This is a genomic window from Moorena sp. SIOASIH, assembly GCF_010671925.1.
In the GTDB taxonomy this organism is placed as follows: Bacteria; Cyanobacteriota; Cyanobacteriia; order Cyanobacteriales; family Coleofasciculaceae; genus Moorena.
In genome coordinates this window covers 363908-384400 of sequence record NZ_JAAHIH010000003.1, presented here as the reverse complement: position 1 = coordinate 384400, position 20493 = coordinate 363908, and the positions used below count along the sequence as shown (strand labels likewise).

Here is a 20493-nt window from a genome sequence, read left to right as displayed (position 1 = left end):
GAAGCAGTCTGGAATGGGACGGAAAACCACTATGGCAATTTTCATAATTGTTAGGTAGTGTTAGGTATTAGGTGTTACTACTTAATCCCTAATGGTATCACGACTAATCACAAAAAAATCACAAAAAACTGCCATTTTGCTCTCAGGATAGAATTTAATTTCCTGATAATATAATTACCTCACTTGCTGGCATAAGTAGTTGCTGGCATAAGCAATATCCTTAAAATCATGATTAACTCACCCCTACTCGAACCTGTAGCTACTCACCACCGGGATGCTGTAGAAGAACTAGCCTGGGCAATAGCTGCTAGTGAGGGACAGTTTTTACTGATGTTAGCACACTGTAATTATGCCAAGTGGCGTAAGCGAGTGGTGCGCAGGCTACACAAAATTTCCTCTGTCCCAATCCGGGAAGTATTCCTAGACCAATCTGCTTGTACACTCTACACCACCCTCCGACAGGAAATCGGGGAGGAACAGCCAGCTGCCTTGATGGTTTTTGGTTTAGATTCAGTCACCGACCTTGATGAACTGTTAATCGCCACAAACCAAGTTAGAGAAGAGTTTCGCAAAAATTTCCAGTTTCCATTAGTGTTGTGGATTAACGATGAGGTGCTGTGTAAGCTGATTCGCATCACACCAGATTTTCACAGTTGGGCAACAACGGTTATGTTTGAAATCCCAACCTCAAGCCTAATTAGCAACCTACAACAAAAAGCCAATTCTTTATTTAGCAAAGTCTTGGAATTAGGTGCCAGTGAAATTTCCCCCAATGATGCTATCTTAGGTGCTGGTTATAGTCAGGAAATTAAGTTTGCTTTACGGGATTTGGAAAGTGGTAACCACGAGTTGCCACCACGGTTGCTAGCCAGTCTAAACTTTGTCTGGGGTCGAGAGGCGTATGGATTGGGCAAGATTGATGTTGCTATCACCCACTATCAGAAAAGTTTAGAATTCTGGCAACAGGAACCCCGCAAGCAGAAGATCCAGCCAGAAAACAATGGTGAGATTCTCCCCGGACTTGGTGTGCCTACCTTCCTATCCTCTAAGCCCATTATCCCTCCACCTCGGGACCGAGAAGCAGTTATCCTGTTTCACCTAGGATTATGCTATTGCGATCAGGCTAAGCAGTATAGACCAACAGAGCCTAGCTATCGAGAAAATTGGCACAAGGCTAAGGAGTATTTAGAGCAGTGTCTGATGGTGTTCGAGCAAAAGCAACGACCGGATTTAGTGGCTAAGTTTATTAATAAACTCGGTGAGATACTGCAATCTCTGGAAGCCTGGAACGATTTAGAAAGTCTAGCTAAAAAGTCTCTAGGGATACACAGAACCTACTCTGCTCCTGTTCAACTGGCTCAGGATTATGGATTTCTAGCAACAGTGGCGCTACACAAATCCGGCTGGCAGGAAGCTTACACAAACGCAATATATGCCAATGTAATAATAACAAAAGTCACAGAAGAACAGGGTGTTGCACAGGATAGGGAAGATTTGTTGGCCTATGCAACAGGGGGAACAGGGGGAAGTAAAAAATTGTCCTATCATCCCGCAAGTATCCAAGCCCAACAACAGCAACAGTACTCCAGCTATCAGGAAAATTCTGCTTTATATTGCCTCAATGGAGTAGTCAATATAGATAAGATTAGCCAGAAATATACAAATAAATCTCCCGTTGGTCGCTATCTGTTACTTCTGGCTCAAGCGCAACAACACTTGGGTCAACATTCCGAAGCGATTAGCCATCTGGAACGGGCTAGGGAGTTAGGGATTCAGGATGACCCGAAACTCTACCTGGAAATCCTGGAAACTCTAGGAACCCTCTACTGGCAACAACAACGATATCAAGCAGCATTTAGAGTAAAACAAGAACGGCTTGCGATCGCACAACAGAATGGTTTACTTGCTTTTATCGGTGCAGGTAAACTCAAATCCTCCCAACAGAATCAGTTACCACAGAATCAGTTACCACAGACCAAGAGTAAAGGTAGCGCTACAGTATATCAGGCCATGACTGCTTCCGATTGGCAACACAAAGTAAAAGAGCTAGTGCAACGCATTGCCAGTACCCAGCACAAACTAACTGTAATTTATGGTCAAGCTGGAGTGGGCAAGAGTTCCTTACTAGAAGCTGGGCTAATCCCCGCCCTAAAACAGCAACCCATTGGTAACCGTGATCTAGTCCCGATTAGCTTGAAGGTTTACACTGACTGGGTCACAGAGCTGGGTAAACGTATCCTAGAGTCGAAAGGTGAAAGTTTAAAGGTTGAAAGTTTAAAGGTTGAAGGTTTAAAGGTTGAAGGTTTAAAGGTTGAAGGTTTAAAGGTTGAAGGTTATAAAAACAACCTTAAAACGGCTAATCTTCTAGCTCAGTTGCAAGAAAATCAACGGCGAAACCAGACAAACATCCTGATTTTTGACCAATTTGAAGAGTTTTTCTTTGCTTGCCGAGAGCCAGCTGAACAAAAACGCTTCTTTGAATTTTTCCGTGACTGTCTTAATATTCCCTATCTCAAAATTATCCTGTGTTTACGGGAGGATTATCTACACCTATTATTAAAGTGCGCTCGTCAGGTAGATTTGGATGCCATTAATAATGACATTCTGAATAAAGGTATCCTTTATTATGTCGGTAATTTTTCTCCAGAAGAAGCAAAATCGATTATTTCTAATCTAACCACTAGAGCTAAATTCTACCTAGAGGATGCATTACTCGATGAGTTGGTAAACGACCTAGCTAAGAATGAACCAGTGGGAGAAGTAAGCCCGATTGAATTACAGATAGTGGGAGTGCAACTGCAAACTGAGCAAATCACTACCTTAGGGGCTTATCGACAAAACGGATCAAAAGAAAAGCTAGTGGAGCGCTATTTGGAAGGGGTTGTTTCTGATTGTGGTTCAGAAAACCAAAACGCGGCTTGGAAAATTTTGGGTTTGTTAACGGATAATGATGGTACTCGACCATTCCGAACAAAAGATGACTTAGGAGCAGAGTTACAGTTATCCACTGACCACTTAGATTTTATCCTAGAGCTATTGGTCAAGTCAGGTTTAGTGATGAAATGGCAGCAAGAACCAGAAGCTCAATATCAACTGATTTATGATTATTTAGTTGAGCCGATTCTTGACATCTCCCCCACTTAAAAGAGGGGGATTCTAAAAGGTTGTTACGAGGCAGGGTGAACCCGTGCCTCGTAACTTTTTTTTCGATATAATTTCTTCAAGGAGTTGAAGACGTCATACCGATGTGGGACTGTCAACGATCCCCTACCCACCTTGGTTAAGTCTAAACCTAACTGTGTGGCTACTTTTCGGGCTATATTTGCAGCGCCGTTACAGTCGGCATTAATTAGCCAACCAAGTGAAGTTTTGTACAATCCACGCCTTACTCTCTTACCTGAAGGTGTCCATCCTTTGGGTTTTTCACCATGTTTTGGGAGGCTGTCTTCGTCTAAGTAAGACGCTTTACTTGTGTAGGATTCCTCAGTAACTGTTAACTTAATTCCATACTCAAAGGCTAGTTGTTTCAATCTTTCTATTAATCTTTTTGTAGGAATTACGACAAAGTTCTGATTGCCGCGAAATCCCATATTCGATGAATCTTTTTGCCGCTCGTTCCACCCAATGATTAAATTTCCGATGCGTTCGCGTAGCGTCGGCTTTGCCGAATCACTCAAACACCGATTAATGATAAACCTCGCGGTTTTATTGATCGCATCTCGCATCTGGTTATTACGTTTTATTTGCACTCTGTCAAGGTTTGCGTCCCAATAAAATTCTGGCTTCCCTTGCTTGTATTTGGCCACCAAACGAGAGTAACCTTGATTCATGGACTTGAGCTTGCGACCATCAATTATCAGGCTTTTCCCTTGAGTTGAAACCCCAGTTAGCCAGTTAGTTCCACCGTGATCAAAACTCCAAGCTTGAGAATAATCAAGATTTGGGTTGTGTTCAACTGGTTGCTTACCATCATCTATAACCCAATCAATCCACAGTTCTCCTAAATATGGACGAATTGTTACCTCTTTGACCCAGTCTGGATCTATGAAATCCGGGGGTTCTAGGACTATTTCAGTAAGTAATTCTGGTTTACTCTCTTTGCTTATAGACGGATAAAATAGCCCTTTTTTATAAGTAAGTGCCTGCTTTGGGAAAGTAACAGCGGCTAAACCACCTTTTTTTCGATACCTAAGAAGTCTTGGTCTGTCTACCTGACCTTTGTAGTAGAGCCCAACTAACTGGTTATAACTTGTAATTGATTCAGCTACAGACTTGAGGGTTTGCTGTGCCGATTGGGCAGCCATCGCCTTGTAGTGAGAGTTATCCTTTAGTTCTTTACAAAGCTCTGCGTATTTAATACTACATTTGTAAGTCTTCCATCCATAGCGTAGTTCGTCGTTTTTCCAGTAAGTTGTAAAAGCCTCTGGTTGCTGCTCTAACCAGCTATAGTGTTTTTGTTTGGAGTAATAGGTAGCACAATTCCATAGGCTGTTAGCGTTCTCGCACTGAAACAGCCAGAAAGCTATTTCTTCGTCTGTCAACGTTGCTTTTACCGGAATTGTTTTATACATTTTTGCTATCACCCCCTTATAGATATTATGACATACTTCAAAACTAAAAAGTTCCCGGTTTTTGGGACACGACGCCGATATTTCCAGTCGCTCTGTTTCACCCCCGGTCTAAAGACGCAGGGCTCTCACATTTCGAGATATCTTGGTAGACGTTGCTGATTCTAAGCATTCAGCTATCAGCTATCAGCTATCAGCTATCAGCTATCAGCTATCAGCTATCAGCTATCAGCTATCAGCTATCAGCTATCAGCTATCAGCTATCAGCTATCAGCTATCAGCTATCAGCTATCAGCTATCAGCTATCAGCTATCAGCTATCAGCTATCAGCTATCAGCTATCAGCTATCAGCTATCAGCTATCAGCTATCAGCTTTTGAATTAAAGAGGTAAGCATTGGTTTAATCTCAGTTCCTTGGCCGAAAGGCCAAGGAATTCATTGTATTTGGCTTTGAGTCCGTTGAACTCCTAAGCCGAATATCTTGTTTTAAGCCAAGGGCTGACAGCTGACAGCTGACGGCTGAATGCTTACATCTGATTAGCCTTTCAGTCCCTCTAACCAACTGGATAAATCCGACCGATCGGAAAAATCGAACAATGCCTCACTCAGTTGATCCAAATCAGCAACAGATAAGTTGTTGATGACTGATTCTAGAGTAGGCTCGATTGTTCCAACCTGGCGTGTCAACTGACGCATAATTAGCTCCAGTTTTCCTTGCTGTAAGCCTTGCTGTAAGCCTTGCTGTAAGCCTTGCTGTAGACTTTGTTGGACTTTCTCCTCTCCCCAAGGTAATAAATTTCCAGAGCTATCCCACCAGCGTAACCAATAGTTGGTGATTTCTGATTTTTTACCGTACCATACTCCCAGAAACAAACCCATGGATTCAATCCAGTAGCGTCCATTAGCATCAGGTTGTTGGAGGGTATAGCTTCCTGAGTTAAGCGATCGCATTTCTAAACTTCCCGACGCTGGGTCAAAAATCACATAAATTGGTACTTGTAGGATTTGCTCGTAAAAGTACCATTTGCCATAGGGGTAACGGGGGTTAAGGGAATATTCTCCTTGCTCCTTCTCGGATAAGAATTCCATAACCACTGCTGGTACCTCTCCTTCGGTGTGAGGGGTATAGCTCCGGCGAATCACCCCTGGTAACACAGGAAACACAGAAGGTACATAAAACCAGTCCGGTGCTTTGACTACTGTTTTACCGTCCACATTGGCACAGAGTCCAAAGTTGGAAGCAATCAGCATTGAGTTAGTGATAAATCTGGCTAATTCCAGAATCTCTCGGAGGATAGCCGCTAATAAGGGATGATAGAGATTTTCCACTGGGTCATCGGGTAATTGAAATTCGTCCGGGAGTTTTTCCCATCGGATCATGGGTTCGGCTTTCGTTTGAGTCATAGCCATATCGGGTGTCTTTATATCCTTAAGGTAACGAAAAACTTAACTTTGTTTTTTTGAAGATAGTTTTGAAGAGACTGCATATTTTTGAGAGCTGAGTTTTGAGTAATAACGACAGGTTTTAAAATTATATTATATTTATAGATTACAATTAATTTTAACTACTAAATTCTTAAACACTAACTAGTAATGATGCCCAAAAAACTTGAAACTGCTACCTATGTCGAAGCAATGGCGCAACTCCTTGATTTAGACCTTAAGCCACAACATCGTCCTGGTGTTATCAAAAACTTCGCTACAATTTATGCGATCGCATCTCTAGTCACAGAATTTAGCTTACCTGATGATATCGCAGCTGCTCCTGTATTTGAACCTTAGGATGCTGATAATTTTTGACTATAAAATTATCGAGTTTATTGGTTGATAAGCGTTACTCAATCATCATAATAGTTTAAATTAGGATGCTAACCGTGAACCAAACTGATGCCATTGGAATTACCACTGCGATTCGAGAAGGTCAAGTCACCGCCAAAACAGTCATTACTAACTGTCTCGAAAAAATCACTGTCCGTAACCAATCCCTTAACTGTTTCACAACGGTTACCACTGACCAAGCCTTATCTGATGCTGAACAGATTGATAATGCTATTGCCACAGGGAACAATCCCGGTCCATTGGCAGGAGTTCCTTTTGCGGTTAAAAACTTATATGATATTGCTGGCTTAATAACGTTAGCTGGGTCAAAAATTAATGCTGAAAATCCTCCTGCTTCCCGTGATGCTACTGCTGTAGCTAAACTCAAACAAGCGGGTGCTATCCTAGTTGGAGCATTAAATATGGATGAGTACGCCTATGGCTTTGTAACGGAAAATAGCCATTACGGCGCAACTACCAACCCCCATGATCTCACTCGCATTGCTGGTGGTTCCTCTGGCGGCTCAGCAGCAGCAGTGGCGGCGGGATTAGTACCAATCACTCTCGGTTCCGATACCAATGGTTCGATCCGCGTACCAGCTGCTTTGTGTGGTACTTTTGGCTTCAAACCTACCTACGGACGATTGTCTCGCGCAGGGGTTTTCTTATTTTCTGCTAGTTTGGATCATATCGGTCCGTTTGCTCGTTCTGTACGGGATATTGCTACTACTTTTGATATCCTTCAGGGAGCAGATCCGGCTGATTCAGTATGTACCAATCGTTTCCCAGAATTGTGTGTCCCCCACCTTAACCAGGGGATTGAGGGGTTACGGATTGGGGTTGCTGATGGCTATTTTGCTCAAGGGGCAGAACCAGAAGTCTTGGATGCTGTGGCTAAAGTCGCTAGTAGCTTGGATGTAACTGCCTCGGTTACTATCCCAGAAGCCAAGCGAGCCAGAGCAGCAGCTTATATTATTACGGCTAATGAAGGGTCAAACCTGCATTTGGACAATTTGCGTAAACGTCCCGATGATTTTGATCCAGCTACACGCGATCGCTTTTTAGCAGGTGCCCTAATTCCAGGGACTTGGTATATTCAAGCGCAACGGTTTCGACAATGGTTTCGCGATCGCGTTCGGGAAGTCTTCCAAGATGTCGATATTATCCTTGCTCCCACTACACCCTGTGTTGCTCCCCTACTGGGTCAAGAAACAATGGTCATTGCCGGAGAAGAAGTTTTGGTTCGTCCGAACTTAGGATTATTTACTCAACCCTTATCCTTCATTGGCTTACCGGTCTTATCAGTACCAATTCAGCGTCCTGGTCAAATGCCCTTAGGGGTACAAATTATTGCTGCACCCTACCATGAAGCAATGATTCTGAGAGTTGCTGCAGTGCTTGAGGAGCAAGGCATCGTTTCAGCACCGGTTGTATCTTAACAAGATGAAAGAAACTAGTATTCTCAAGTCTATTTCAGAGGCAGTAGTGGAAATACTTCTAGAACTGGGGGTAAAGTATGCCTTTGGGGTTTCAGGAGGTGCAATTGCATCTCTATGGACTACCTTGGAACAAAGCCCGATTGAAGTGCTTCACTTCCGCCATGAATCTGGAGCTGCTTTTGCTGCTACTGAAGCATATTTAGCGAGTGAACGCCCTGTGGTTGTATTTACTACAACAGGTCCAGGCATCACTAACGTTTTAACTGGTATTATGGCTGCAAGAAGTGAAGGAGCAAAGATAATTCTTCTTTCCGGTTTCACCTCTGTTGCTAATCGTGGAAGGTGGGCTTGTCAAGAAACCAGTGCTTATACAATGTCCGGCCTAGGCTTTTTTACTTCCGGTCAGATGTTTCATTATGCTACTGTTCTTGAGTCATCCGATCAACTACCAGAGATTGCTCGCCGACTGACCATTGGAATGGCAAAACCAGAGGGGTTCGTCAGCCATATTAGTATTCCTACGGATATTCAGACCAATTTTGTTACCGAATCATTGCCCCATGTCAGTTTATCTCTCTCTCCACCTACTGCCGGGGAAGAAATAATCTCAGAATGTGTACAGTTGCTGTCTGAAGGGTCATTTGCCATCTGGGTTGGTTTTGGTGCTAGGGGTGCTGCCTCCGAAATTCGTCAATTTGCCGAAAGAACAGCCGCAGCGGTGATGTGTTCCCCCCGTGGCAAGGGCATTTTTCCTGAAGATCACCCTCAGTTTATCGGTGTCACAGGTCTCAGTGGACATGATTCAGTGATGAAATATATGCAGGAAAAAAGTCCATTGCGAATACTGGTTTTGGGAACACGTCTAGGTGAGACTACTTCCTTTTGGAGTTCATTAATGGTTCCTGAAAGGGGATTCATCCATGTGGATATTGATCCAGACGTACCAGGATCTGCCTACCCATCTGCTGAGACATTTTCTATTCACTCAGAACTGAAAATCTTTCTAAAGGCACTACTAGAAAAATTTCCACTTGCTCACAAACCAAACGTTATATCGCTACCTTGTCCTCAGTTTAACGTCATTGATTCCACTTCAGAAAGTCCTGTAAGACCAGAAGTATTAATGAATGTTATTCAACAGATGATTGTCGTTCCAAATAATGCGATTATCATGGCTGAGGCTGGTAATTCCTTTGCTTGGACTACTCACCTACTGCAATTTACTCAACCTCGTTACCGAATTAGTACTAACTGGGGTGCAATGGGGCACATGACTACTGGGGTTTTGGGCGCGGCTTTAGCAGGAAATTGTAAAGCAGTCGCTATTGTTGGGGATGGGGCTATGCTAATGAATAATGAAATTAATACAGCAGTCAAATATGGAATTCCTGCTGTTTGGATTGTTCTCAATGACGCTTGTTACAATATGTGCGAACAGGGAAATGCGTTGCGGAAACTGAAGGGGGCAGATACGCAATTTCCCCAGGCAGATTTCTTAGCGATCGCTCGTGGAATGGGAGCAGATGGCATTCGTGTCAAAACAGAGTCCGGTCTTCAAGCAGCACTGGAGGTGGCAATGGCATCTACTATTCCTTTTCTTGTGGATGTAATTATCGATCCAAGCAGAACTGCACCAATTGGGGGTCGTGTTTTGAGTCTCATGTCTCAAGATAATAAAAGCTAAAAAGGTGTAAGCATATGCGCACTTATCACAGGCTAGAAGCCTGTGCCACGCACGCGTGCGCGTTCAGCTATCAGTCATCAGCTTGAGGTGCATATGCCCATAGGGCATATGCTTTGATGGGCAAAGCCCCAGACTTTCAATTCGATAAAATCTCGAACTATTACATTCTCTCTCGAAAAGAAGATTTACCCAACAACAATTAAAAAAGAAGTATAAATAAGTGAAGTATGAAACAATTTTATCTAGTATTTATCTAGCAGCATGCTCTCCCAGATTAAAGAGTTAGCCCAAGAACTTGCCCCGCGTCTGATCGAAATTCGCCGTCATCTCCACTCTTACCCAGAATTGAGTGGTCAAGAACACCAAACAGCAGCTTACGTAGCTGGGGTCTTATCCTCTTGTGGTCTTCATGTACAAGAAGGGATTGGCAAAACTGGTCTTATCGGTGAACTGATTGGTGGCACAGATGAGCGATTACTCGCACTGCGCACTGATATGGACGCTCTACCCATCACCGAACAAACTTGTCTGGATTTTGCCTCACATCAACCGGGAGTCATGCATGCCTGTGGTCATGATGTCCACACCACCGTAGGCTTAGGCACAGCTATGGTTCTATCCCAACTCGGAGAAAGGTTTCCTGGTAATACTCGCTTTCTGTTCCAACCAGCTGAGGAAATTGCTCAAGGTGCAAACTGGATTGTCAAAGATGGGGGAATGAAGGATGTGAGTGCTATCTTTGGTCTTCACGTTTTCCCCTCAATTCCAGCAGGGTCTATTGGTATCCGCTATGGGGCATTAACAGCAGCAGCGGATGATTTAGAAATCGTAATTATGGGAGAATCCGGTCATGGAGCTCGCCCTCACCAAGCTATTGACGCGATTTGGATTGCTGCCCAGGTGATTACCACCCTCCAACAAGCTATTAGTCGCACCCAGAACCCATTACACCCTATGGTCTTGACAATTGGACAAATTAGTGGTGGGCGAGCTCCGAATATTATTGCTGACCAAGTGCAACTAGTAGGAACAGTGCGATCGCTTCATCCCCAAACCTATGCTGGTCTACCGGATTGGATTGAAAAGATTGTGGCCAATGTCTGTAATGCTTATGGCGCTCGCTATCACATCAACTATCAGCGGGGAGTACCATCAGTACAAAATGACTTAGCCTTAACTCAGTTGTTGGAAGCAGCAGCTAAGGAAGCTTGGGGAAGCGATCGCGTTTTAATCATACCCGAAGCCTCTATGGGTGCGGAAGATTTCTCGGTTTATCTACAACACGCTCCCGGCAGCATGTTCCGCCTCGGGGTTGGATTCCAAAATAAACTAAACTACCCACTGCACCATCCTCTGTTTGCTGTGGATGAATCGGCCATTGTTACCGGTGTAGTTACTCTGGCTTATGCCATTTATAAGTACTGGAACCAGGACTGTTAATTAGGGATTGGTGAAAAAGTTTTGGTGAGGAGAGGCAATAGGCAATAGGCATGCTAGCAATAGGCAAGAGGTTTAACCGGGTGGAACTTTCACAAACATCAGTTCAATTAAATGCATTAGTTTTGATAGAGATTCGACTTATTTCTTCCACTTTATGAATTTTGAATAGTCCTCAAAACCTTAATAAATCAAGGGTTACGACTTGTTCACTCAGCCATAGTTATCAATTTAATTATACAGTTAATTTTAGCGGTTTGCTACAATTTTAAGTACAGATTATGGTTTTTTGTTGCCTGTTGCCTGTTGCCTGTTGCCTGTTGCCTGTTGCCTGTTGCCTGTTGCCTGTTGCCTGTTGCCTGTTGCCTGTTGCCTGTTGCCTGTTGCCTGTTGCCTTTTGCCTTTTGCCTTTTGTCTTTTGCCTGTTGCCTGTTCCCTGTTCCCTGTTCCCTGTTCCCTTTTGTCTTTTGCCTTTGATGCTAAAGCCCTAAGACTGATTTAGCTATATTGAAATAAATCAGCACACCTAAGACATCAACAACTGTTGTAATGAATGGTGCGGACATCAGAGCTGGGTCTAAGCCTAGGTGACGGAACAGAAACGGTAGGGCTGAACCGGCAACTGATGCTAAAAGTGCGATCGCAATCAGACTCGTTCCCACCGAGAGGGCTACTAAAAAATCTCCTTGTAACCAGTAAGCCCATCCAGTGGCCATCGTACCCAGAATTACTCCTAGTAATAACCCCGCCAGTGCCTCTCGCCAAATCACTTGACCGGGGCCTAAGTCACGAATTTCATCAGTATTTAAGCCGCGAATCACCACCGTAGAAGACTGAGCGCCCACATTACCACCAGTGCCAGTAAGTAAAGGGATAAAAGCTGCTAGGGCAACAACCTGCTGCAAAATAGACTCTTGGGACTTTATGATCGTACCCGTAACCGTATTAGTGAGTAACAAGACAAATAACCAAACTACCCGTCGGCGGGCAACTGTGAATAAATTGGTTTGAAAATAATTATCCCCCTCCGATTGGACACCACCACCGACCGCGTACATATCTTCTGTTGCTTCCTGCTCCAAGATATCAATCACATCATCCACAGTGACAATACCCACTAGACGCTGCTCCCGGTCAACCACTGGTACAGCCAGAAAATCATAGCGTTGGATCATCCGTGCTACCTCTTCCTGGTCTGCATAGGTATGGACATAAACCACATCACGAGTCATAATTTCACCCATGGTGGTCTCGGTGGAAGAAATCACCAAATCCCGCAGGGAAACAATCCCAGTCAAATGTCGAGAGTTATCAGTTATATATAGGTAATATACGACTTCCGAGGTTTTGGCTAAGCTACGAATTTGATCCAATGTCTCGCTAACCGTCAAGTTTTCCTTGAGGGAAATATATTCAGGGGTCATGATTCGCCCTGCTGTTCCCTCCTCATACCCCAAGAGCAGAGCTGTCGCTCGGCGCTCCTTGGGACTTAACTGTGACTGCAAGCGTCGGACTACCTTAGCTGGTAACTCATCAAACAACTTCGCTCGATCATCTGGCGACATCTTATCTACGATATCCAGTACCTCCTGATGTTTAAACTTCTCAACTAGAGACTGTTGGACACTGGAGTCAAGATTTTCATACACCTCAATGGCCTCAGATTTAGACAATAAGCGGAAGGCAATCACTTGCATTGCTTCTGGTAATCCTTCAATCGCTTCCGCAATGTCTACTGGTTGTACTGGTACCAGCACTTGCTTAGCACCCTGAAGATTACCTTGCTCCAGCAGTATCTGCAGTTGAGAACGCACCAGCTGTCGCAGTTCACTACGCGAGATTGTCTGGAGGGAAATTTGGTTTTCAGTCAATGCAAACCCTCCTCAAGAGTAGGTTTTACTTGTTTGTCAGTGCTGACTCAAGTCTAGATGCTTTTGTACCTGCTCCAAGACGGATTGGTAATTGGTAATTAGTACTTGGTAATTAGTACTTGGTAATTAGTACTTATTAAGTAGTACTTAGTAATTAGTACTTGGTAATTAGTCGGAAATCAATAAATAAATGAAATTATATTAAGAAATGTAAAATACGAACCATCTTTATAGCTGATTAGGTTTGAGTTAACTTAACCAAAGTTAACACAGTTATCAAAACGTTTGTCCCACTACTTAATTGGTAACTGACGCAACTATCCTTTGGATTCCGATATTCACCAATGCCACTACTTGAGGCATCTTAGTCCAAGAGTATTTTCAGCGCATTGACATCCTCCCCCGTTAAATCAGATATTATAACGGGGGATTCCCAAACTTCACAATTTGGGTTTACTGCTTCCAAAGCACTTATCTAGGTTGTTGTAAACCCCCGACAGCCCGCCTACACAGTCATTTTCTAGCACGATCTGTCCGACCGCAGTAATACCACGTTGACAAATCACTTGAGCAGCTGAAACATCTCTGTTAATTTCATAATGGCATTCAGGACATTTGTGTATGCGTTCAGACAAATCTTTTTTGCCTGTATTTATACCACAATTTGGACAAATTTGACTAGTATATCTGTAATCAACTTTGCCAAAATATACGCCTCGTTTCCAACAAACCCAAGCTAAGATATCAAAGAACTGACCAAAACCCGCATCAAGGGTATGTTTCCCTAACATTCCTTTTGCCCAAGTTCTGAAATCTAAGTCCTCAACAAATATCATTCCAGCCTGGTCACAAAGATAATTTGCTAACTTAAAGTGAAAATCTTTTCGGGTATCTGATATTTTCTGATGAAGTCTTGCTATTTGACAATTTAGTTTATGTTTATTTTTGGAACCTTTTTTCTTTAGCTTCAATCTGCGTTGTAGCAATTTAAGCTTACTGTGCAGCTTTTTTAAAAATCTAGGTCGCTCTATTAGTTGATTATCAGAAGTTGCTAAAAACTTATCTAACCCAACATCAATCCCAAGGGGATGACCCCGTGGTGGAGTATCAGGAATACTGACTTCACTTTGTAAAGACAGCATTGCAAAATAACCACTAGCTCGTCTAACTATTCTAACTTGCTTTATCTTAAAACCATCTGGAATTGGTCGTGATAATCTCAGTTTAACTAATCCAATTTGAGGCAGTTTAATCCACTCATTATTTATTGGATTTGTTTTAAATTGAGGAAATACAAACGATCGCATCCGATATTGATTTTTAAATCTAGGAAAACCATATCCTTGTTCTTTCATGTTTTTAAATGCTCGATCTAAAGTCTTTAAAACTTGTTGTAAGACCTGAGCATTTATTCTTTTGAGTTCAGGATTGGCTTTTTTGGCTTTAGTTAAATTAGCAGCTTGTATTTTGTAGTTAGGATATGGCTGATCTACTGGAATTATATATTCATGCTGTAATGAACAATAATTAACTGCGCACTTTCGACTTTTGTACCAATCTTTTCGTTCCCTTAAAGCGTAATTCCACACTTTTCTGCAAACCGCCAATATATCTTCAATGACGGCGATTTGTTTTTGGGAAGGAATCAGTTTGTACTCGTAGGTTAGTCTTAGCATATTTAAATTATAACATAATTCTATCCAGGAATGCCACTTGAGTAGAACTAAGCTTCTGACCGCAATTCACCTCACGCTAACCCGATGGGTATAACGTGAGTCCTCTTGCTCCATATTGATAGTTATTTGAGAGTAATCCCATCAAGCTAGATTTCCCTGTACCTGATCCAGCCCGATAGTAATTAATTTGTGAACAAAAACCAATGGAAAAATTCTTCCCCTTCTTCCCCCTATCTCCCTGTTCTGGTGTTTTACCACTCAAATCGGATTGCTATCGATGGCCTTTTGGCCTTTTGGCCACGCTACGCGAACGGCCACGCTACGCGAACAGCTTGCCTAGTTTAGTAGTATAATTGTACTATTGACGTAGTTTTAGTTATAATGATATACACAAGCAATTAATATAAATTGCTACCATTAAAGGTTATTTACATTAGATTTGCGAGTCTAACTATGCTTGATTGTCTCAATGCGGCTCGCTACTTCATCGTAAAAGCTCACGTTGACATCTTCCCACCGCTAAATTGTAGATTATAGCGGGGGTACCTCGCGACTCACGACTTAGGTTTCTGTTTCCTTCTCCCCTTGGGGGAGTTTTTCGCACTAGCCTTCCGAGACTTACTCTCTTTCGCCGTAGGCGACGCTACGCGAACGGGTCTTACAGTCGCTCCACAGACTGACACGGCAAGCCCTGCCGCCAAAATATTAATTGATGCGTTGATATCGCGATGCTCCGTAGGAGCCGCTACGCGAACATGGTGAGTGTTACAAGATGGGCAGTCCCATTCCCGGATGTTTAGTGGTAAAGATCCGACGCAATTCAAACATGCAGAACACAACTTGCTACTGGGGAACCATCTATCAATCGAAACAGCTTTCCGGTTGTACCACTCTGACTTGTACTTAACCTGACGGATTATTTCTGCCCAATTAGCATCACTGATTACCTGAGCTAGTTTGTGATTTTTGACCATGTTTTTTACAGCTAAATCCTCAAACGCAATCAATTGGTTTTCTCTGACCAGTTGAGTGGTTAGCTTGTGAGTAAAATCTCTTCTAGCGTCCTTGATCTTTGCGTGTATCCTGGCCACCTTTAACCTTGCCTTTTCACGATTGTTAGATCCTTTTTGTTTTCGCGACAAAGCTTTTTGGTATTTACCCAGTCTTTTTTTGAGCCTTTTAAAATGCTTGGGGTTGGTAATTTTATCTCCGTCGCTGGTTGTAATTAGACTGGAAATTCCTAGATCAAAACCAATTTGTTTATCCGTTAAAGGCAAGCTCAAGTCTCTAGGGTCATTGAACCTAATTGAGATATGCCACCGTTCGGATTGATCTAAGCTGACTGTAACGGTACTTGGATTGCAGTTTGCAGGTAATTGACGACTCCAACGAATAGGCAAAGGTTCTTTGCATTTAGCAAGATAGATTTGACCATCTTTCCATTTAAATGCTGATTTTGTAAATTCTGCACTACCACCGTTGCGTTTCTTCTTAAAGTTCGGATACTTAGCACGACCTGCAAAGAAATTAGTAAAAGCATTTTGTAGATGCCTCAATCCTTGTTGAAGTGGAACACAACTGACTTCATTCATAAAAAACAAGTCATCCTGTTGTTTCCATCCTGTCAACATTGAGGAAGTTTATTTATAACTAATTCGTTTTTGATGTTCGTACCATCCTTTTGTTCTAGCATCTAATGCTTTGTTGTAAACAAGTCTTACACAGCCTAGGGTTCTCCTCAACAGAGTCTCCTGTTCAGGGGTTGGGTATAAACGGTAACGGTAAGCTTTTTCTACCATGCTTACATTGTCAAGTATTCCTTGTGAAATGTTAACTAAACAAATTAGTCATTCTTCCTTGGAAAGGAAGACAGAAAGATGACAACCCTCTTAACAGTGTAATCCAACAAATCCTAGAGGATTAGCTTTTGCTTTGGTGCAGCGGTTCCAAGGTCCCATTCCATTTCCCTAGTTGCTCCTGCTGGGACAGATAATGGTCTCTGCCTCTGGATTGACTCAAACTCCAGCAGCTAACAACCAACTGCTAATCAATACTAAACTAGAGTAGAGAGAAAGTAGGCGCAGGTGGTTGCGGATTCGCATTTTTCTGCGAGTCTGAGGAAAGTCCGGGCTCCCGAAAGACCAAACTTGCTGGGTAACGCCCAGTGCGGGTGACCGTGAGGATAGTGCCACAGAAACATACCGCCGATGGGAAGGATAAAGGTAGAAGGCTCCAGGATGAATGTATTCTTCCTGCCTTTTTCCTAATTCTTTCACAGGTAAGGGTGCAAAGGTGTGGTAAGAGCGCACCAGCAGCATCGAGAGGTGCTGGCTCGGTAAACCCCGGTTGGGAGCAAGGTCGAGAGGAACTACGGTTGGTCTTTTACCAGTTCCGGATATGGAGAACCGCTTGAGGCGTCTGGTAACAGCCGTCCTAGATAGATAACCACCCTCTTTAGTAGCTTCTTGATGGTTGCTAGGGAGAACAGAACCCGGCTTATGTCCGACTTTCTCTCAATTTAGTCATTAGTCATTAGTCATTAGTACTCCCAGACTCTGGTTAGTTACAAAGGACTCCCTGACTCACGACAAAAGACAACCTATGACCATCAAAGACCCCCGTCGTCAGAAGCAATTAGAGAAATTAGTTCAAAAGTTAGGACTATCTAAAACTACAGCTGTGAATTGGTCGTTGCTAGATTTAGCACTGACTCACTGTAGTATCTCAGCAGAACACAACTATGAGCAGTTGGAGTTTGTTGGTGATGCTGTTATACGTTTAGCTAGCTCAGAATGGCTATGGGAAAATTATCCCAACTCTTCCGTTGGTGAGTTTGCTGCCATTCGTTCCGTACTGGTAAGCGATCGCATTCTCTCTCAACTCGCTCGCAGCTATGGGCTAGAGCGTTATTTACTGGTTTCCAATAGTGCCGCTGGGGACAAAGCTGGGGAAACATCCCGGTTAGCTGATGCCTTTGAAGCAGTATTGGGAGCATTATATTTAAGTACCCATACCCTAGAATTAGTCCGTCCTTGGCTAGACCCTCACTTACAAAAACTGACTACTGAAATTCGTCAAGACCCCGCCCGCCAAAACTACAAAGATGCTCTTCAGGAATGGACTCAAGCTCACTACAAACTGCTCCCAAAGTATCATCTGACGGAAAACCTACAAGTGCATGGGGCAAACAACCGCTTCACTGCCCAAGTTTGGCTACAAAATCGACAATTAGGTGAAGGTACAGGAAGATCGAAAAAAGCTGCGGAACAAGCAGCAGCCAAACAGGCATTTCTGGAATTGAGAGGGCAAAAATGAAAGAAACCGGAGTAGCGATATTGGGAGCAGGTCGCTGGGGCAAACACTTGATCAGGAATTTCTTGACACACCCTGATGCTTGCTTAGTGGCAGTGGTTGATCCATACCCAGAAACCTTGGCAGCAATTAAAGATAAATATAACCTCGCTCCTGAGGTACGTTTGGCAACAGATTGGGAATCGATACGGAATCTCCGGACAATTGAGGCAGTGGTAATTGCTACTCCAGCAGTTACCCATTACACCCTAATTAAGGATGCTCTACAGCAGGGGAAACACGTCCTAGCAGAAAAACCCTTAACCCTTGATGTCGCTGAGTGTCTAGAATTGTGCCACCTGGCTCAAGAACAGCAGCTACAGCTCATGGTTGACCATACCTATCTATTTCACCCAGCGGTCAAACGTGCTCAAGAAGTTGTGAACTCAGGATGTTTAGGAGACTTACGCTATGGATACGCTGCCCGTACTAACTTAGGACCAGTACGTCAAGATGTCGATTCTCTCTGGGATTTAGCCATTCACGACATTGCTATTTTCAACCATTGCTTAGGACAGCTACCTGTTCAAGTCCAAGCTACTGGTAGGGTGTGGCTACAGTTTCAAAAAGAGTTTCAAGTTAGCAACTTGCCGGTTGAAAAAGAGTTTCAAGTTACCCAGTTGCCGGTTGAAAGTTCTGAAGATAACCAAGGCTGTAGTCAATCACTTACCCCTCAACAACCTGCTAACCTTCAACCCGATAACCTTCAACCCGATAACCTTCAACCCGATAACCTTCAACCCGATAACCTTCAACCTCCTAACCTTCAACCTCCTAACCTTCAACCCGATAACCTTCAACCTCCTAACCTTCAACCTCCTAACCTTCAACCTGCTAACCTTCAACCTGCCAACCTCCAACCTTCAACTCCTCAAGGATTAGCTGACTTAGTTCAGGTCACACTTACCTATCCCACTGGCTTCCAAGCATTTATTCATCTGTGCTGGCTCAATCCAGATAAACAGCGGCGGCTTGGGATTGTAGGAACACAGGGAACCTTGATTTTTGATGAAATGGTTGCCCAAGCACCCCTAACTATCCAACATGGTTATTTTGAACAGAACGGGGAGTACTTTATCCCTGCTGGTCAACATCGTGAAGTTCTTGATCTCGAATCATTTGAACCACTTTACTCAGTATGCGATCGCTTTCTTAACAGTGTCCGCTTGTCCCAACCTTCATCAATATCATCTGGCTGGGTTGGTGCTCAATTGGTCAATATTCTTAGCTGTTTAAGCCAATCCCTTCACCAAGGAGGAGTGCCAGTTACTGTTCCCCAGTTGCCAGAATAATTAGCTATTCATTTCCCCTTGAGATGATCACGATAGGTTAATGCCCAGCTTCAATCCTGGATTATTTTCCCAGCGATCTGCTACATGGGCATAAATACAAGTTGTTCTTGGATCAGCATGTCCCAACAAATCTTGCACTTGCCGTAACTCAGCACCAGAACGAAGAGCTAACGTACCTGCGGTATGTCTCAAGCTATGGGCTGATATAGTTCTTCCTGGTGTTTGCTTAAGGTTAGTTTGCTCAAGATAGCTATCTACAACCAGCCGAATCCCCCGCCGGGAAATCCGCTTGCCACCCGCCCTATTTCCCACAGCTATAAATAGAGGACTCGATGGTTTGACTACTTCCCCATTTTCTGTCCTTGCTTCGAGATAAGCCATCAGCAACTCGGCAAGATCTGGTGTTAATGGCACTATTCTAATATTACGCTTCCCTTCGACCCGAATTCCCAGATTACCCCCCTGCTTAACTACATCAGAGACATTTGCCCGATGTAACTCAATGCTACGGGGCCCTTCCAATATCATGATTGCCAGCAGAAGTTTATCCCGCTTTGCCTTAAGGCTACCATCATTGGCTATAGCTGCTAACAACTTCTCAACTTCAGGCTTTTCCAAATAGGTAATCCTTGCCGCCGGGTCCAGCTTTTCCCGTGGCGGTTTCACCCCAAGGGCTGGATTAATAGTAATCAGTCCTTTTTCCACAGCAGCTTGATAAAAACGCTTGACAACTGACAACTTTAGTGATACTGTCGCTGGTTTAAATTTTTTAGTGTCTACCATCCAGCGGCGGTAACGCTTAATGTCCTCTTTCGTAACTGCGGCTGGATGAAGATTTATGCGATCGCACCAGTTCACAAACTGTTGAACCTGGCGGCGGTAGGTATTGACGGTATCAGCTGCAGCATCTCCTGCTGCCACATCGATATCGAGGAAATCAGCAAAAGCTTCTAGTAGGTTTGCTGTAGTAATGGTCAGGTGGTCAGGTTGAGGGGTGATGTGGTTTGGGGTCTTATGAGTATCCACAGTGCCATGAACGTGAAGTTGTTAAGCATCTAGTACTATTATAGCCTCTTTAAGTACCGATAATCCCCCAACTCGGCGTTATACACATAGCTTCAACCCAAAACAAACAAATCTTATTTGTACTTCGTTGGCCAGAACAAGGATGCCAACAATAACACACAAACTTACACTTTTGGAACGGCTACAAAATGCCTCTGTGGTTAAAATCTTAACCTGGCCATGACGGTCGATTTTAATACCCCACGCCTCAATACACCCCTGCCTTTTAGTTAATACCTTGGGTGTACCTGAGTCAATACAATGTGGGTGCGATGCTGCTTTGCAGCCACCA

14 protein-coding genes, 1 other RNA gene and 1 pseudogene are annotated in these 20493 nt (G+C 43.5%); 10 read left to right on the top strand and 6 right to left on the bottom strand.

Translation table 11 applies throughout. The features are described 5' to 3' along the window. The first annotated feature begins 228 nt into the window (after window positions 1–228). Window positions 229–3144: a tetratricopeptide repeat protein gene (locus F6J90_RS16925; RefSeq protein WP_293095817.1), complete on the top strand. Its 2916-nt coding sequence runs from the start codon at window positions 229–231 to the stop codon at window positions 3142–3144. A gap of 23 nt (window positions 3145–3167) precedes the next feature. Here the strand turns inward: F6J90_RS16925 and F6J90_RS16920 are convergent, their stop codons facing one another. Both F6J90_RS16920 and F6J90_RS16915 read right to left on the bottom strand, forming a co-directional pair. Continuing rightward, on the bottom strand, window positions 3168–4571 hold the full coding sequence (locus tag F6J90_RS16920) for a transposase (protein WP_293095814.1): 1404 nt from the start codon (window positions 4569–4571) through the stop codon (window positions 3168–3170). A 534-nt stretch (window positions 4572–5105) separates the two neighbouring features. Then, the gene (locus F6J90_RS16915; RefSeq protein ID WP_366513774.1) at window positions 5106–5972 is read right to left on the bottom strand and encodes a DUF4351 domain-containing protein; all 867 of its coding nucleotides are present in this window, start codon (window positions 5970–5972) and stop codon (window positions 5106–5108) included. A 189-nt stretch (window positions 5973–6161) separates the two neighbouring features. On the opposite strand from F6J90_RS16915, the gene F6J90_RS16910 reads away from it, so the two are divergent. The 5 genes from F6J90_RS16910 (at window position 6162) to F6J90_RS16890 (ending at window position 11448) form a co-directional block, all read left to right on the top strand. Next, window positions 6162–6350 (top strand): DUF4089 domain-containing protein, encoded by a 189-nt coding sequence (locus F6J90_RS16910; RefSeq protein ID WP_293095808.1) that lies wholly within the window; start codon window positions 6162–6164, stop codon window positions 6348–6350. Between the two features lie 83 nt (window positions 6351–6433). Continuing rightward, a complete protein-coding gene (locus F6J90_RS16905; RefSeq protein ID WP_293095806.1) occupies window positions 6434–7825 on the top strand; it encodes an AtzE family amidohydrolase in 1392 nt (463 codons plus the stop codon). A gap of 4 nt (window positions 7826–7829) precedes the next feature. Continuing rightward, window positions 7830–9509, top strand: a complete 1680-nt coding sequence (locus F6J90_RS16900) for a ScyA-related TPP-binding enzyme (protein WP_293095803.1) — start codon at window positions 7830–7832, stop codon at window positions 9507–9509. Between the two features lie 261 nt (window positions 9510–9770). After that, window positions 9771–10949, top strand: coding sequence for a M20 family metallopeptidase (locus F6J90_RS16895; RefSeq protein WP_293095800.1), 1179 nt, complete (start codon window positions 9771–9773; stop codon window positions 10947–10949). 289 nt (window positions 10950–11238) lie between these two features. Beyond that, window positions 11239–11448, top strand: coding sequence for a hypothetical protein (locus F6J90_RS16890; RefSeq protein ID WP_293095797.1), 210 nt, complete (start codon window positions 11239–11241; stop codon window positions 11446–11448). On the opposite strand, the gene mgtE is transcribed toward F6J90_RS16890, so the two are convergent. Both mgtE and F6J90_RS16880 read right to left on the bottom strand, forming a co-directional pair. Next, window positions 11426–12817 carry a magnesium transporter gene (mgtE, locus tag F6J90_RS16885; protein WP_293095795.1) on the bottom strand — a complete coding sequence of 464 codons (1392 nt, stop codon included), beginning with the start codon at window positions 12815–12817 and terminating at the stop codon, window positions 11426–11428. The two genes, F6J90_RS16890 and mgtE, sit on opposite strands and share 23 nt — an antisense overlap. Window positions 12818–13257: 440 nt before the next feature. After that, window positions 13258–14493 carry a transposase gene (locus F6J90_RS16880; protein ID WP_293095792.1) on the bottom strand — a complete coding sequence of 412 codons (1236 nt, stop codon included), beginning with the start codon at window positions 14491–14493 and terminating at the stop codon, window positions 13258–13260. Window positions 14494–14682: 189 nt separating this feature from the next. On the opposite strand from F6J90_RS16880, the gene F6J90_RS16875 reads away from it, so the two are divergent. Then, window positions 14683–14838 (top strand): hypothetical protein, encoded by a 156-nt coding sequence (locus F6J90_RS16875; protein ID WP_293095790.1) that lies wholly within the window; start codon window positions 14683–14685, stop codon window positions 14836–14838. Between the two features lie 209 nt (window positions 14839–15047). Here F6J90_RS16875 and F6J90_RS16870 read toward each other — a convergent pair. Continuing rightward, a pseudogene (locus F6J90_RS16870) lies at window positions 15048–16292 on the bottom strand (RNA-guided endonuclease TnpB family protein). Between the two features lie 271 nt (window positions 16293–16563). Between F6J90_RS16870 and rnpB the strand changes: the two are divergent. The 3 genes from rnpB (at window position 16564) to F6J90_RS16855 (ending at window position 19136) form a co-directional block, all read left to right on the top strand. Next, an RNA gene (rnpB, locus tag F6J90_RS16865) (RNase P RNA component class A) lies at window positions 16564–17008 on the top strand. Window positions 17009–17094: 86 nt separating this feature from the next. After that, the gene (rnc, locus tag F6J90_RS16860) at window positions 17095–17808 is read left to right on the top strand and encodes a ribonuclease III (RefSeq protein ID WP_293055154.1); all 714 of its coding nucleotides are present in this window, start codon (window positions 17095–17097) and stop codon (window positions 17806–17808) included. Then, entirely contained in the window at window positions 17805–19136 is a 1332-nt protein-coding gene (locus tag F6J90_RS16855; protein WP_293095787.1) for a Gfo/Idh/MocA family oxidoreductase, read from the top strand. Before rnc ends, F6J90_RS16855 begins: the two co-directional genes overlap by 4 nt. A gap of 27 nt (window positions 19137–19163) precedes the next feature. Here F6J90_RS16855 and F6J90_RS16850 read toward each other — a convergent pair whose 3' ends face one another. Further along, window positions 19164–20162 (bottom strand): tyrosine-type recombinase/integrase, encoded by a 999-nt coding sequence (locus tag F6J90_RS16850; protein ID WP_293095785.1) that lies wholly within the window; start codon window positions 20160–20162, stop codon window positions 19164–19166. Window positions 20163–20493: the final 331 nt, after the last annotated feature.

What these genes read in the sequence shown, in the direction of transcription:
- F6J90_RS16905 (WP_293095806.1), top strand. Translation starts at nt 6,434, where the DNA reads ATGCTAACCGTGAACCAAACTGATGCCATTGGAATTACCACTGCGATT.
- F6J90_RS16880 (WP_293095792.1), bottom strand. Translation starts at nt 14,493, where the DNA reads ATGCTAAGACTAACCTACGAGTACAAACTGATTCCTTCCCAAAAACAA.
- F6J90_RS16915 (WP_366513774.1), bottom strand. Translation starts at nt 5,972, where the DNA reads ATGACTCAAACGAAAGCCGAACCCATGATCCGATGGGAAAAACTCCCG.
- F6J90_RS16895 (WP_293095800.1), top strand. Translation starts at nt 9,771, where the DNA reads ATGCTCTCCCAGATTAAAGAGTTAGCCCAAGAACTTGCCCCGCGTCTG.
- F6J90_RS16920 (WP_293095814.1), bottom strand. Translation starts at nt 4,571, where the DNA reads ATGTATAAAACAATTCCGGTAAAAGCAACGTTGACAGACGAAGAAATA.
- F6J90_RS16900 (WP_293095803.1), top strand. Translation starts at nt 7,830, where the DNA reads ATGAAAGAAACTAGTATTCTCAAGTCTATTTCAGAGGCAGTAGTGGAA.
- F6J90_RS16910 (WP_293095808.1), top strand. Translation starts at nt 6,162, where the DNA reads ATGATGCCCAAAAAACTTGAAACTGCTACCTATGTCGAAGCAATGGCG.
- rnc (WP_293055154.1), top strand. Translation starts at nt 17,095, where the DNA reads ATGACCATCAAAGACCCCCGTCGTCAGAAGCAATTAGAGAAATTAGTT.
- F6J90_RS16925 (WP_293095817.1), top strand. Translation starts at nt 229, where the DNA reads ATGATTAACTCACCCCTACTCGAACCTGTAGCTACTCACCACCGGGAT.
- F6J90_RS16855 (WP_293095787.1), top strand. Translation starts at nt 17,805, where the DNA reads ATGAAAGAAACCGGAGTAGCGATATTGGGAGCAGGTCGCTGGGGCAAA.